Source organism: Streptomyces sp. NPDC020801, from assembly GCF_044334385.1.
Classification (GTDB): Bacteria; Actinomycetota; Actinomycetes; order Streptomycetales; family Streptomycetaceae; genus Streptomyces.
In genome coordinates this window covers 12,943-26,478 of the sequence record NZ_JBIRST010000022.1, presented here as the reverse complement: position 1 = coordinate 26,478, position 13,536 = coordinate 12,943, and the positions used below count along the sequence as shown (strand labels likewise).

Sequence of the window (13,536 nt, the reverse complement as noted above, 5' to 3'; positions counted from 1 at the left end):
CGCTCGAGCCGTGAAGGACGGGCGGGGCCGCCGTGCGGGACCGGCCAGGCGGGCCGGGACCCCGCAGCGCGGCGCGCTCAGCCCTCCGTCGCCTTGGCGGCCGTCGCCTTCTTCGCGGCGGCCTTCTTGGCCGTCGTGGCCTTGGCGGCCGTCTTCCTGGCGGTGGTCGTCTTCTTCGCGGCGGTCTTCTTCGCCGCCGTGGACGCCGTCTTCTTCGCCGTCGTCTTCTTGGCCGACGCCTTCTTCGCGGTCTTCTTGGCGGGCGCCTTGGCACGCTTCTCCGCGAGCAGTTCGAACCCACGCTCGGGGGTGATCGTCTCGACGCTGTCACCCGAGCGCAGGGTGGCGTTGGTCTCGCCGTCGGTGACGTACGGGCCGAAGCGCCCGTCCTTGACCACGACCGGCTTGCCGCTGACCGGGTCCTCGCCCAGCTCCTTCAACGGCGGCTTGGCGGCCGCGCGACCCCGCTGCTTGGGCTGGGCGTAGATCGCCTGCGCCTCTTCCAGCGTGATCGTGAAGAGCTGGTCCTCGGACTGCAGCGACCGCGAGTCCGTGCCCTTCTTCAGGTACGGGCCGTAGCGGCCGTTCTGCGCGGTGATCTCCTGCCCGTCGGCGTCGGTGCCGACGACGCGGGGCAGCGACATCAGCTTCAGCGCGTCGTCCAGGGTCACCGTGTCCAGGGACATCGACTTGAAGAGCGAGGCCGTGCGCGGCTTGACCGCGTTCTTGCCCGTCTTCGGAGTGCCCTCGGGGAGCACCTCGGTGACGTACGGGCCGTAGCGGCCGTCCTTGGCGACGATCGTGTGGCCGGTGGCCGGGTCGGCACCGAGCTCGAAGTCGCCGCTCGGCTTGGCGAGCAGTTCCTCGGCGAGCTCGACGGTCAGCTCGTCGGGCGCCAGGTCGGTCGGGATGTCGGCACGCTGGTGCTGCTCGGTGTCCTTCTCGCCGCGCTCGATGTACGGGCCGTAGCGGCCGACCCGCAACACGATGTCGTTGCCGACCGGGAACGAGGACACCTCGCGGGCGTCGATGGCGCCGAGGTCGGTCACCAGCTCCTTGAGGCCGCCGAGGTGGTCCCCGTCGCCGTTGCCGGCGTCGGCGGCGCCGCCCCCGCCCCCCGTGGCGAAGCCACTGCCGGGCACTGCCTCGCCGAAGTAGAACCGCTTCAGCCACGGCACGGCCCTGGCCTCGCCGCGCGCGATGCGGTCGAGGTCGTCCTCCATCCTGGCGGTGAAGTCGTAGTCGACCAGCCGCCCGAAGTGCTTCTCCAGAAGGTTCACCACGGCGAAGGACAGGAAGGACGGCACGAGCGCCGTGCCCTTCTTGAACACATAGCCGCGGTCGAGGATCGTGCCGATGATCGACGCGTACGTCGACGGGCGGCCGATCTCGCGCTCTTCGAGCTCCTTGACCAGGCTGGCCTCGGTGTAGCGGGCCGGGGGCTTGGTGGCGTGCCCGTCGACCGTGATCTCCTCGGCCGCCAGCGCGTCGCCCTGGCTCACCTGGGGCAGTCGGCGCTCGCGGTCGTCGAGCTCGGCGTTCGGGTCGTCGGCGCCCTCGACGTACGCCTTGAGGAATCCGTGGAAGGTGATCGTCTTGCCGGACGCGCTGAACTCGACGTCCCGGCCGTCGGCGGCCTGGCCGCCGATCCTCACCGTGACGGAGTTGCCGGTCGCGTCCTTCATCTGGGAGGCGACCGTGCGCTTCCAGATCAGCTCGTAGAGCTTGAACTGGTCGCCGGTCAGTCCGGTCTCGGCCGGGGTGCGGAAACGATCGCCCGAGGGGCGGATCGCCTCGTGCGCCTCCTGCGCGTTCTTGACCTTCGCGGCGTACGTACGCGGCTGCGGCGGCAGGTAGTCGGCGCCGTACAGCTGCGTGACCTGGGCGCGGGCGGCGGAGATCGCCGTGTCACTCAGGGTCGTGGAGTCCGTACGCATGTACGTGATGTAGCCGTTCTCGTACAGCTTCTGCGCGATCTGCATGGTCGCCTTCGCACCGAAGCCGAGCTTGCGGCTCGCCTCCTGCTGCAGCGTCGTCGTACGGAACGGGGCGTACGGCGAGCGGCGGTACGGCTTGGACTCGACGGACCGGACGGAGAACCGCGTGTTCTCCAGGGCGGCGGCCAGGGCGCGGGCGTTCGCCTCGTCGAGGTGGAGGGTGTTCGCGCTCTTGAGCTGCCCCAGGGAGTCGAAGTCGCGGCCCTGCGCGACACGCCGGCCGTCGACGGCCTGCAGCCGGGCGACCAGGGACGACGGGTCGGAGGGGTCCCCCGCGCGGCCGGTCGCGAAGGTGCCCGTCAGGTCCCAGTACTCGGCGGAACGGAACGCCATGCGCTCGCGTTCCCGCTCGACCACGAGCCGGGTCGCCACCGACTGGACACGGCCCGCCGACAGCCGCGGCATGACCTTCTTCCACAGCACCGGAGAGACCTCGTAGCCGTAGAGACGGTCGAGGATGCGGCGGGTCTCCTGGGCGTCGACCAGCCTCTGGTTGAGCTGGCGCGGGTTGGCGACCGCCTCCCGGATGGCGTCCTTGGTGATCTCGTGGAAGACCATCCGCTTGACCGGGATCTTCGGCTTGAGCACTTCCTGCAGATGCCAGGCGATGGCCTCGCCCTCGCGGTCCTCGTCGGTCGCGAGGAAGAGCTCGTCGGAGTCCTTCAGCAGGTCCTTGAGCTTCTTGACCTGGGCCTTCTTGTCCGCGTTGATCACATAGATCGGCTGGAAGTCGTGTTCTACGTCCACACCGAGGCGGCGGACCTCGCCGGTGTACTTCTCGGGGACCTCCGCGGCCCCGTTCGGAAGGTCGCGGATGTGCCCGACGCTCGCTTCGACCACGTAGCCGGGGCCGAGGTAGCCCTTGATCGTCTTCGCCTTGGCAGGCGACTCGACGATGACGAGTCGGCGGCCGCCCTGTGCGGTCTCGCTGGTCGGGGACAACTTCGCTCTTCTCTCCGGTCGGCGCTGGGTCTCCCCGGGCTTGGTCTCCCGGGGTGGGGTCGTGCTGACGCTGCGGAGTGTGACGGTACATCCCGCCCCCGTGTCAAACGGGAAAAGCCCGCAACGGCCACTCGAACGGTAACCCGACTACCGCCCTTCCTGCCGCCCGGAGTGCCCACCAGCCCTTTCGAGCCGATGCGGAGGGTAATCTTTCAGTTACCGGAACCCGGGCACCGTGGCGACTGTCACAGGTGCGTGAAGCACCACGCGCCGAGGGCCAGGGCCACCAGGGCGGCGGCCGTCGCGACGGTGGCCGACGCGACCCGGTGGGCGCCGAGGGCGACGGGTTCGCGGTGCCGCACCCGGACCGCCGTCCACCCCAGCAGAGCCGCTCCGAACAGGGCGAACACCGATCCTGTGAAGATCGCCGGTCCGCTCTCCATGTACGTCCCCTCCCCTTGCCGGATACCCCGGTGCGGGAGGCTGGCACCCACGGACGACGGCCGGGCCAACCCCGGGTGAACGCCAGGCGGACCGCATCCGCGCCGTCATGCCCGGCGGACGCCCGCCACCTCGGCGATCATGGAACACATGACCGAAAAATAGTCGAAGAAGACGGGGCCGACCCGACCGACGGGGCTCCACGACCCGAGGGGGCCCGACCCGAGGGGGCCCGACCCGAGGGGGCCCGACCCGAGGGGGCCCGACCCGAGGGGGCGCGACGTCCCGGCAGGGGCCGGACCGACCCGACGGGGAGCGGACCGACCCGGCCGCCCCTCGGCGCCAGGGTCAGTCCGCCGGCTCGAGGAACCCCTGCTCCACCAGGAGCCGGATCTGCGCGGGCGTACGGTCGCGCAGCAGCACCGGGTCCTCGCCCATCAGCTGGGCGATGGCGTCCAGGATGCGGCCGGCGCTCAGCGTGCCGTCACAGACGCCGGCGAAGCCCGCGCCGACGGTGTCGACCGCGGTGGCGCGGCGCATCCCGCGGTGCTGGCGCAGCACGACGTGCTCCGGGTCCTCGGCGCCGGGCAGACCGACCTGCTCCTGCACGACCTCGCGGACGAGCCGGAAGTGCGCGTCGAGCAGGGCCGCGTCGTCGTGGTTCCGCAGGTAGTCGAGGCGTGCGAAGTGCGCCCGGACCGTGTCGCCGAGCGGCTGCTCGATCGCGTGCGGCCACTCCTCCACGGTGACCGAGGGCACGGCGGCCCCGGTTCTGCGCAGGGTGATCCAGCCGAAGCCCACGGCCCTCACCTTCCGCGCCTCGAACTCCTCCAGCCACGCGTCGTACCGCGCCTGGTACTTGGCCGGGTCGTCGCGGTGGTCGCCGGCGTCCCTGAGCCACAGCTCGGCGTACTGCGTGACGTCCTGCACCTCGCGCTGCACGATCCAGGCGTCGCACCCGCGGGGCACCCAGGACCTGAGCCTGTCCTGCCAGTCCTCCCCCTCCACGTGCTGCCAGTTGGCGAGGAACTGCGCGAACCCGCCCCTGTTCAGCCGCTCCCCCGCCTGCTGGACGAGGGTGCGGCACAGGTCGTCCCCGCCCATCCCGCCGTCGCGGTAGGTGAGCCGGGCACCGGGGGAGATCACGAAGGGCGGGTTCGACACGATCAGGTCGAACTTCTCGTCGTCGCGGATCGGCTCGAACAGCGAGCCCTCGCGCAGATCCGCGGCCGGGGCTCCGGACAGGGCCAGCGTGAGCGCGGTGATGTGCAGCGCGCGTGGGTTGACGTCGGTCGCGGTCACGCGCGTCGCGTGCCGGCCGGCGTGCAGGGCCTGGATGCCCGAGCCGGTGCCGAGGTCCAGAGCGGAGCCGACGGGCGTACGGACCGTGATGCCGGCCAGCGTCGTGGAGGCGCCGCCGACGCCGAGGACGACGCCCTGCTCACGGCTGCCGATGCCGCTCGCGCCGCCGACCGCGCAACCCAGGTCGGACACGATGAACCAGTCCTCGCCGTCGAGTCCGCCGTACGGCCGGACGTCCACGGTCGCGGCGAGTTCGTCTCCGCCGACGCGCACCAGCCAGCCGGTCTCCAGGCACGTCTCGACGGGCAGGACGTCCGCCACGCGCGCGTGCGGCACGGGCTGCTGCAACAGGAACAGCCGCACGAGCATCTCCAGCGGCGTGTCCCCGCGCGTGGCCCGCAGCGCGGGCACGGTCTCGCTGCGGGCCAGCGCCGCGTACGCGGGCGCGCCCAGCAGCTCGAGCAGTCCGTCGGCGGTGAAGGAGGCGCCGAGCAGCGCCTGTCGGAGCCGGGCGGCGACGTCCGGGCGATCGGCGGCGGGCAGGGCGGTCAGGCGGGAGTCACTCACGTCCCCCATTGTGTCGGCTCGGACCGACATCGCACGCGCGCTTGCCGCGCGCTTTCGGCCGTCCCGCGCCGGCCGGCCGTTCGGCGCCTGCGCGTCGGCGGTTCACCGACACGCCCATCAGCGGTTCACCGACCTGCCCGTCAGCGGTTCACCGACCTGCCCGTCAGCCGTTCACCGACCCGCCCGTCAGCCGTTCACCGACCCGCCCGTCAGCCGTTCGCCGCCGGGGCGGAAGCGGACGCGGACGCCGACTTGCAGCTCGGCTGCTGGGCCATCGCCTTGCCGACGTCACCCTCCTCCAGGTTCTTCAGGGCGTCGCTGCCGGTCTTGCTCAGCTTGTCCAGCTGGGTGGCGATGCCCTTGAGGCCGTCCGCGAACTTGGCCTGGTCCTTGGTGTTCAGCTTGTCCACCTGCTGCTTCAGGGAGACGTACGAGGCGCTGAGGTCGTTGAGCTCCTTGACCGCGTCCTGCTGCTTCTTCCGGCCGTTGTCCACGTTGGGGGCACCGGCCCTGCTGACGGCGGCGCCGATCGCCTTGTAGGCGTCGGACATGTCCTGGAAGGCCTGCGCGTCGGTCTTCTGCACCGCCGTCGTCGGGCTGTTGTCCGAGGTCTGCTTCTGGATCGCGGCGCTGGCGGCCTCGATCTTCTTCGCCTGCGGCTGCACCGCGTCGCACACCTGCTTGGCCCAGGTGTTCAGCGCGTCGTTCTTGTTGTCGGCGCTGTTGCTGCTGCATCCCGTCAGTGCCAGTCCCAGTACCGCACCGCCGGACAGTGCGGCCGCGAGCTTCTTGTTCACCGGTTTGGTCCCTTCCATGGCTCTCGGCCCCGGAACATACACGCCGTATGGGCGACAACCGGGAGCCGAACGCCCTGTATGGGGGGTCTTGCAGCCATTTGCACCAAGCGAGAGAAGGCTCACGGAGTGGGCGCACCCGCACACACAGCGGGCGGGCAGCGCGTCCTGCACGCCGCCCGCCCGCCTCTTGAGCTGGACCCGAAGTAAGACCGCCTACGAAACCACCGCAGGATCGATCGGCTTGGACACCCGCTCGGCGTTGTCTTCGTCACCCACGGCGATTCCGCGCCGCTTGGAGATGTAGACCGCGCTGACGATGACGACCAGCGCGAGGACCGCGATCGCGATCCGTACGCCGAGGTTCTTGTCGTCGCCGTAGCTGAACTTGATGACCGCGGGCGCGATGAGCAGCGACACCAGGTTCATCACCTTCAGCAGCGGGTTGATCGCGGGACCGGCCGTGTCCTTGAAGGGGTCGCCGACCGTGTCTCCGATGACCGTGGCGGCGTGGGCCTCGCTGCCCTTGCCGCCGTGATGGCCGTCCTCGACCAGCTTCTTGGCGTTGTCCCAGGCGCCGCCGGAGTTGGCGAGGAACACCGCCATCAGCGTGCCCGCGCCGATCGCGCCCGCGAGGTAGGCGCCGAGCGCGCCGACGCCGAGCGTGAACCCGATGAAGATCGGCGCCATCACGGCGAGCAGTCCGGGCGTGGCCAGCTCGCGCAGGGCGTCCTTGGTGCAGATGTCGACGACCTTGCCGTACTCCGGCTTCTCGCTGAAGTCCATGATCCCGGGCTTCTCACGGAACTGCCGCCGCACCTCGAAGACCACCGAACCCGCCGACCGCGACACCGCGTTGATCGCCAGCCCCGAGAAGAGGAAGACGACCGCCGCGCCGGCGATGAGGCCGACCAGGTTGTTGGGCTGGGAGATGTCCATGATCAGGGTCATCGGTGCGCCCGGGCCGGACAGTCTCTCGCCGACGTCCTGGGCACCGGTCGTGATCGCGTCACGGTACGAGCCGAAGAGCGCCGACGCCGCCAGCACGGCGGTGGCGATGGCGATGCCCTTGGTGATGGCCTTGGTGGTGTTGCCCACCGCGTCCAGGTTGGTGAGCACCTGCGCGCCGGCGCCCCGGACGTCACCGGACATCTCGGCGATGCCCTGGGCGTTGTCGGAGACCGGACCGAAGGTGTCCATGGCGACGATCACGCCGACCGTGGTGAGCAGGCCGGTGCCGGCAAGCGCCACCGCGAACAGCGCCAGCATGATCGACGTACCGCCGAGCAGGAACGCCCCGTACACGCCGAGGCCGATCAGCAAGGCGGTGTAGACGGCCGACTCCAGACCGACCGAGACACCGGCGAGGATGACGGTGGCCGGGCCGGTGAGCGAGGTCTTGCCGATGTCCCGTACGGGACGCCGGTTGGTCTCGGTGAAGTAGCCGGTCAGCTGCTGGATCACGGCGGCCAGCAGGATGCCGATCGCCACGGCGACCAGCGCGAGGATGCGCGGATCGCCGTCCTTGCCCCGGATCGCCAGGTCGGTGACCCCGGTCAGACCGGCGTAGGTGGAGGGCAGATAGGTGTAGACGGCGACCGCGACCAGCGCGAGCGAGATCACCGCGGAGATGAAGAAGCCGCGGTTGATCGCGCTCATGCCGCTCCGGTCGGCGCGGCGCGGCGCCACCGCGAAGATGCCGATCATCGCGGTGATCACGCCGATGGCCGGCACCAGCAGCGGGAAGGCGAGCCCGTCGTTGCCGAAGGCGGCCTTTCCGAGGATCAGCGCGGCGACCAGGGTCACGGCATACGACTCGAAGAGGTCGGCCGCCATGCCCGCGCAGTCGCCGACGTTGTCGCCCACGTTGTCCGCGATGGTCGCGGCATTGCGCGGATCGTCCTCCGGAATGCCCTGTTCGACCTTGCCGACCAGGTCGGCGCCGACGTCGGCGGCCTTGGTGAAGATGCCGCCACCGACTCGCATGAACATCGCGATCAGCGCCGCGCCGAGGCCGAATCCTTCCAGCACCCTCGGCGCGTCGGCCGCGTACACCAGCACCACGCAGGAGGCGCCCAGCAGGCCGAGCCCCACCGTGAACATGCCGACGACGCCGCCCGTGCGGAAAGCGATCTTCATGGCTTTGTGCGAGACGGTGGTGAGATCCTTTTCCGGCTCGCCTTCCGCCGGAGTCGCTTCCCGGGCCGCTGCGGCGACGCGCACATTGCTGCGCACGGCGAGCCACATGCCGATATATCCGGTGGCGGCCGAGAACGCCGCACCGATCAGGAAGAACACCGAGCGTCCGGCGCGCTGATTCCAGTCGTCCGCGGGCAGCAGCATGAGCAGGAAGAACACCACGACGGCGAATACGCCGAGGGTGCGCAGCTGGCGGCCCAGATAGGCCTTTGCTCCTTCCTGGATCGCTTCCGCGATCTTCTTCATGCTGTCGGTGCCCTCGCCCGCCGCGAGCACCTGGCGCACCAGGACGCCGGCGACCACGAGGGCGGCCAGCGCGACGGCCCCGATGACCGCCACGATGATCCGATTGTCGCTGGTGAGTACTGCGGCTGCGAAGGTTGTGGGTTGGCCCAACTGATGAGGGGTAGAAAGCCCCGCCATTCGTCCTCCTTGACGCTTGGGCTGAGCTCAAGATGTGGACGGATTGTAGGTACCGGAACCTGATCAAAACAGTGCGCGGTAAATGGAATCAGCCTTCACATGCTCCTCAGCAAATGATCGCCGGGCAGCCACGGAACCCGAAAGCGGTAATGCCTCAAAAGCATTGACGCTTGATCCATTATCGGCCTATCGATCGTGAACGAATTCACGAAATCATTGCATGACTACTGTATGCCCGGTCAGCGCCGTGCGGACATGCCGAAGGGCCCCACTCGGTGGGGCCCTTCGGGACAGTCGCTGTGTGCGTTCGGCTCGGCGCAGGCGGTGCGCGGCCGACTAGGAGAGCACCACGGCCGGCGGTGTGGTCGGCCAGGTCATCTTGATCAACCCGCCGTGTTCCCCCGCCGAGACCTCCACGTCGTCGACGAGGCCGCTGATGACCGCGAGGCCCATCTCGTCCTCTTCGGCCTCCGCCTCGTCCGCGGCCGAGGGGGCGTCCCCTGCACCGTGCGGCGCGTGCGGGGCCTCGTCGCCGACCTCGATGGAGAACTGTTTCTCGTCCTCGATCAGCATCACCTTCACCGGCGCCGCGATCCCGCCGCTCTGGTGCAGCCCGACGGCACGGGTGCAGGCCTCGCCGACGGCGAGCCTCAGCTCGTCGAGGACGGCCTCGTCGACTCCGGCCCTGCGTGCCACCGCTGCCGCCACCAGCCGGGCGGTCCTGACATGCTCGGGCAGCGCGCTGAAGCGGAGTTCGACGGTGGCCATGCATCCCCCTCGGAGCTACGGGCGTGCTGTCGAGGGGCCGGGCCACCGAGAGCCCGGTCCCCCGCATGAACTTCTTCCGTCCCGGACACCACCGGCCCGGGCCACGGTCAGTCGGTGGCCGCCACCGCTTCGTCGACCGAGGTGTGGATCGGGAACACCTTGGTCAGACCGGTGATACGGAAGATCTTGAGAATGCGCTCCTGGTTGCACACCAGTCGCAGCGAGCCCTCATGGGCACGCACTCGCTTCAGACCGCCGACCAGGACGCCGAGACCGGTGGAGTCGAGGAAGTCCACGCCCTCCATGTCGACGACGAGGTGGAAATTCCCGTCGTTCACCAGCTCGACCAGCTGCTCGCGCAGCTTGGGCGCGGTATATACGTCGATTTCGCCACCGACCTCGACGACCGTACGATCGCCGACGGTACGGGTCGACAGGGACAGGTCCACGGATCCTCCAGCACCTTGCTATCGAGCGGTCGCCCGTTGGGCACCTCGGCTTGAAGCCCCCAGGACGGTTCGCCAGCCGCGATGGCATTCAATCACTTACCGGCAGGCGTGCACGACGCCTTGGCCCCATTGTCCGTCACGCCGGTGACACACTCGGTGCCGATGGCCAAGAATCACCGATCCGATCGATCCCCGACGGACGCCGCAACCCGCCTGACACCGGGCGCGGTTCTGGACCGGCTCGCCTCCGGGCCGAGCCGGGCTGCGCGCATCACTCATACGGAGCACTTGCCCCCGCGGGCGGGTCGCCATGCCGTCTGGCCCGACCGGATTCGCTCCGAGGTCATCGCCGCCGTGCAAGCCTGCGGAATCGAACACCCCTGGGCTCACCAGGCACGCGCCGCCGAGCACGCGCTCGACGGCGACTCGGTGGTGGTCGCCACGGGTACGGCGTCCGGCAAGTCGCTCGCGTATCTCGTCCCGGTGCTCTCCACGCTCCTGGACGGTTCCGAGGCTCCGAACGGCCGTGGCGCCACCGCCCTCTACCTGGCCCCCACCAAGGCCCTGGCGGCCGACCAGTGCCGCGCGGTACGGGAACTCGCCCGGCCGCTGGGCAACGCCGTACGGGCCGCGGTGTACGACGGCGACACGCCGGTCGAGGAACGCGAATGGGTCCGCCAGTACGCCAACTACGTCCTCACCAACCCCGACATGCTGCACCGCGGCATCCTGCCCTCCCACCCCCGCTGGTCCTCCTTCCTGCGGTCCCTGAAGTACGTGGTCATCGACGAGTGCCACACCTACCGGGGCGTCTTCGGCTCGCACGTCGCCCAGGTCCTGCGCCGGCTGCGCCGCCTGTGCGCGCGCTACGGAGCCTCCCCCGTCTTCCTGCTGGCCTCCGCGACGGCGGCGGAGCCCTCGGTGGCGGCCCGCCGACTCACCGGCCTGCCCGTGCTCGAGGTGGCCGACGACGCCTCGCCCCGCGGTGAACTGGTGTTCGCCCTCTGGGAGCCGCCGCTCACCGAACTCCAGGGCGAGAAGGGCGCACCCGTCCGGCGTACCGCCACCGCCGAGACCGCCGACCTGCTGGCCGACCTCACCCTGCAGGGCGTCCGCTCGGTCGCCTTCGTACGCTCCCGGCGTGGCGCCGAGCTGATCTCGGTGATCGCCCAGGAGCGGCTGGCCGAGATCGACCGGCCACTGGCCCGGCGTGTCGCGGCCTACCGCGGTGGCTACCTCCCCGAGGAGCGCCGCGCCCTGGAACGCGCCCTGCACTCCGGCGAGCTGCTGGGCCTGGCCGCGACGACCGCCCTGGAGCTCGGCGTCGACGTCTCCGGCCTGGACGCCGTACTGATCGCCGGTTACCCGGGCACCCGCGCGTCCCTGTGGCAGCAGGCGGGCCGGGCGGGCCGCGCCGGGCAGGGCGCCCTGGCAGTGCTGGTCGCCCGCGACGATCCGCTGGACACCTTCCTCGTCCACCACCCGGAGGCTCTGTTCGACCAGCCGGTGGAGTCCACCGTCCTGGACCCCGACAACCCCTACGTCCTCGCCCCGCACCTGTGCGCGGCCGCCGCCGAGCTGCCGCTCACCGACGAGGACGTCGAGCTGTTCGGGCCGGCGTGCGCGGAGCTGCTGCCGCAGCTGGAGGCCGCGAAGCTGCTGCGCCGCCGGACCAGGGCCTGGCACTGGACGCGCCGGGAACGGGCCGCCGACCTGACCGACATCCGCGGCGAGGGCGGACGCCCCGTGCAGATCGTCGAGGCAGGAACGGGACGGCTGCTCGGCACGGTCGACGAGGCCGCCGCGCACACGACCGTGCACGAGGGCGCGGTCCACCTGCACCAGGGCCGTACCTACCTGGTGCGCTCGCTCGACCTGGACGACTCGGTCGCCCTGGTCGAGGAGGCGAACCCGCCGTACACGACGGTCGCCCGCGACACGACGTCGATCTCCGTCCTGGAGACGGACGTCGAGCTCCCCTGGGGCGATGGCCGGCTGTGCTACGGCTCCGTCGAGGTCACCAACCAGGTGGTCTCCTTCCTGCGCCGGCGGGTCATCACCGGTGAAGTGCTGGGTGAGACGAAGCTCGACCTCCCTCCGCGTACGCTGCGCACCCGCGCGGTGTGGTGGACGGTCACCGAGGACCAGCTCGACCGGGCCCGGATCAACCCGGAGATCCTCGGCGGCGCGCTGCACGCCGCCGAGCACGCCTCGATCGGCATGCTGCCGCTGTTCGCGACCTGCGACCGCTGGGACATCGGCGGCGTCTCCATCCCGCTGCACCCCGACACGCTCCTGCCCACGGTGTTCGTCTACGACGGTCACCCCGGCGGCGCGGGCTTCGCCGAGCGTGCCTTCCACACCGCCCGCGCCTGGCTCACCGCCACCCGCGAGGCCATCGCCTCCTGCGAGTGCGATGCCGGCTGCCCGTCCTGCATCCAGTCCCCCAAATGCGGCAACGGCAACGACCCTCTGCACAAGCGGGGCGCCGTACGTCTGCTGACGGAGCTGCTGAAGGGAGCCCCCGAGGAAAAGGAGACGGAGGCTTAGCCCACCGGAGTGAACGGTGCCGTGGGTACCGCCGGACCCGCGGATGCGGGGGGTGCCCTCGGACCCGCGGCTGCCGGTGGTCCCGCCCTGGCTCTTGCGCGCGCCGAGAACGGTCCTCTCTCCGAAACCGTGGTGACGTCCGAGACGTCGCCCACGATCGCGCACCGCAGGAGCCGGGTGTCCTGCGCCCGTGCCACCCGGTCCGCCCGGGCGCAGGCCGCGGCGCCGCCCTCGGCCCAGTGGTCGGCCGCCGCCAGCGCCGCGAGGTCGGCGGCCCCGGCCGCGCGGTGCCGGGTGACCACGGCCTGCCCCAGGGCGAGACCGATGCCGAACACCACGCACAGCAGGGTGATCGCACCGACGCTCCAGACGGTGGCGGAGCCACGGTCGCGCTCGGAGAAGCGGCACCTCACGGCACGTCGCCAGTCCGCCCGGAAGCGGCATCTCACAGCACGTCGCCGATCCGCCCGGAAGCGGCGTCTCACGGCGCGGCCCCGGTCCGCCCGGAAGCGGCGTCTCACGACCGCACCCCCTGCCGGGTCAGTGCCCCCACCGTGTCCTCCGCCTGGGCCACGGCCTCCTCCCTCAGTTCGAAGGGCAGGGCCCCCAGTCCCGGCGGGTCGGCCACCACGACCACGTGCACGTGTTCTCCCTCCCGGGTCACCGTGACCTTCGCGCCGTGCGGTGCCGCCTCGCGGGTCACCTCGGTGACCGCCCCGTCCGGATCCTGACGGGCGGCGGCCCGGGCACCCACCCGGGCCGCGTCCACGCACTGGATCTGCGCGAGCACGACCAGCAGCCCCCACACCAGCGTGGTCACCACCAGCACCAGCACGGGCAGGACCATGGCGGCCTCCGCCGTCACGAACCCCTGATCGGCTGCCCGACCGCCCCGGCGTTCACATCCGCGCACTGAGCGCTCGTTTCACGATGTTCTGCAGCTCCGTCTTGACCTGCCCGCTCGTCACCACCTCGTACAGCAGGACGGCGAACGCCACCGCCGCGATGATCCCCATCGCGTACTCGGAGGTGACCATTCCCGCGTCCCGGCGCATCCGGTTCACCAGGGCACGCACCCCTGCCCGCGCCTTTTCGTACATCTCA

At 70.7% G+C, this 13,536-nt stretch carries 11 protein-coding genes; 1 reads left to right on the top strand and 10 read right to left on the bottom strand.

The genetic code is table 11. The features are described from left to right. Positions 1 to 77 precede the first annotated feature (77 nt). The 7 genes from topA to bldG form a co-directional block, all read right to left on the bottom strand. Positions 78 to 2,939 carry a type I DNA topoisomerase gene (topA, locus tag ACH4UM_RS33470; protein WP_398187717.1) on the bottom strand — a complete coding sequence of 954 codons (2,862 nt, stop codon included), beginning with the start codon at positions 2,937 to 2,939 and terminating at the stop codon, positions 78 to 80. A gap of 245 nt (positions 2,940 to 3,184) precedes the next feature. Continuing rightward, positions 3,185 to 3,382 carry a hypothetical protein gene (locus ACH4UM_RS33465; protein WP_398187714.1) on the bottom strand — a complete coding sequence of 66 codons (198 nt, stop codon included), beginning with the start codon at positions 3,380 to 3,382 and terminating at the stop codon, positions 3,185 to 3,187. 346 nt (positions 3,383 to 3,728) lie between these two features. Beyond that, positions 3,729 to 5,258: a methyltransferase gene (locus ACH4UM_RS33460; RefSeq protein ID WP_398187711.1), complete on the bottom strand. Its 1,530-nt coding sequence runs from the start codon at positions 5,256 to 5,258 to the stop codon at positions 3,729 to 3,731. 200 nt (positions 5,259 to 5,458) lie between these two features. Then, a complete protein-coding gene (locus ACH4UM_RS33455) occupies positions 5,459 to 6,064 on the bottom strand; it encodes a small secreted protein (protein ID WP_398187708.1) in 606 nt (201 codons plus the stop codon). A 195-nt stretch (positions 6,065 to 6,259) separates the two neighbouring features. Then, a complete protein-coding gene (locus tag ACH4UM_RS33450) occupies positions 6,260 to 8,665 on the bottom strand; it encodes a sodium-translocating pyrophosphatase (RefSeq protein ID WP_398187705.1) in 2,406 nt (801 codons plus the stop codon). 336 nt (positions 8,666 to 9,001) lie between these two features. After that, positions 9,002 to 9,433 carry an ATP-binding protein gene (locus tag ACH4UM_RS33445; RefSeq protein ID WP_398187702.1) on the bottom strand — a complete coding sequence of 144 codons (432 nt, stop codon included), beginning with the start codon at positions 9,431 to 9,433 and terminating at the stop codon, positions 9,002 to 9,004. A gap of 107 nt (positions 9,434 to 9,540) precedes the next feature. Continuing rightward, a complete protein-coding gene (gene bldG / locus ACH4UM_RS33440) occupies positions 9,541 to 9,882 on the bottom strand; it encodes an anti-sigma factor antagonist BldG (protein WP_009189842.1) in 342 nt (113 codons plus the stop codon). Between the two features lie 81 nt (positions 9,883 to 9,963). Here bldG and ACH4UM_RS33435 point away from each other — a divergent pair, with 81 nt between their 5' ends. After that, positions 9,964 to 12,432 (top strand): DEAD/DEAH box helicase, encoded by a 2,469-nt coding sequence (locus ACH4UM_RS33435; protein WP_398187698.1) that lies wholly within the window; start codon positions 9,964 to 9,966, stop codon positions 12,430 to 12,432. On the opposite strand, the gene ACH4UM_RS33430 is transcribed toward ACH4UM_RS33435, so the two are convergent. The 3 genes from ACH4UM_RS33430 to ACH4UM_RS33420 form a co-directional block, all read right to left on the bottom strand. Beyond that, entirely contained in the window at positions 12,429 to 12,845 is a 417-nt protein-coding gene (locus ACH4UM_RS33430) for an Rv3654c family TadE-like protein (protein ID WP_398187695.1), read from the bottom strand. The two genes, ACH4UM_RS33435 and ACH4UM_RS33430, sit on opposite strands and share 4 nt — an antisense overlap. Before the next feature lie 104 nt (positions 12,846 to 12,949). Beyond that, complete coding sequence (locus tag ACH4UM_RS33425) at positions 12,950 to 13,345, bottom strand: TadE family type IV pilus minor pilin (protein ID WP_398187692.1); 396 nt, start codon at positions 13,343 to 13,345, stop codon at positions 12,950 to 12,952. Next, positions 13,332 to 13,532 (bottom strand): DUF4244 domain-containing protein, encoded by a 201-nt coding sequence (locus ACH4UM_RS33420; RefSeq protein WP_398187689.1) that lies wholly within the window; start codon positions 13,530 to 13,532, stop codon positions 13,332 to 13,334. Before ACH4UM_RS33420 ends, ACH4UM_RS33425 begins: the two co-directional genes overlap by 14 nt. Positions 13,533 to 13,536: the final 4 nt, after the last annotated feature.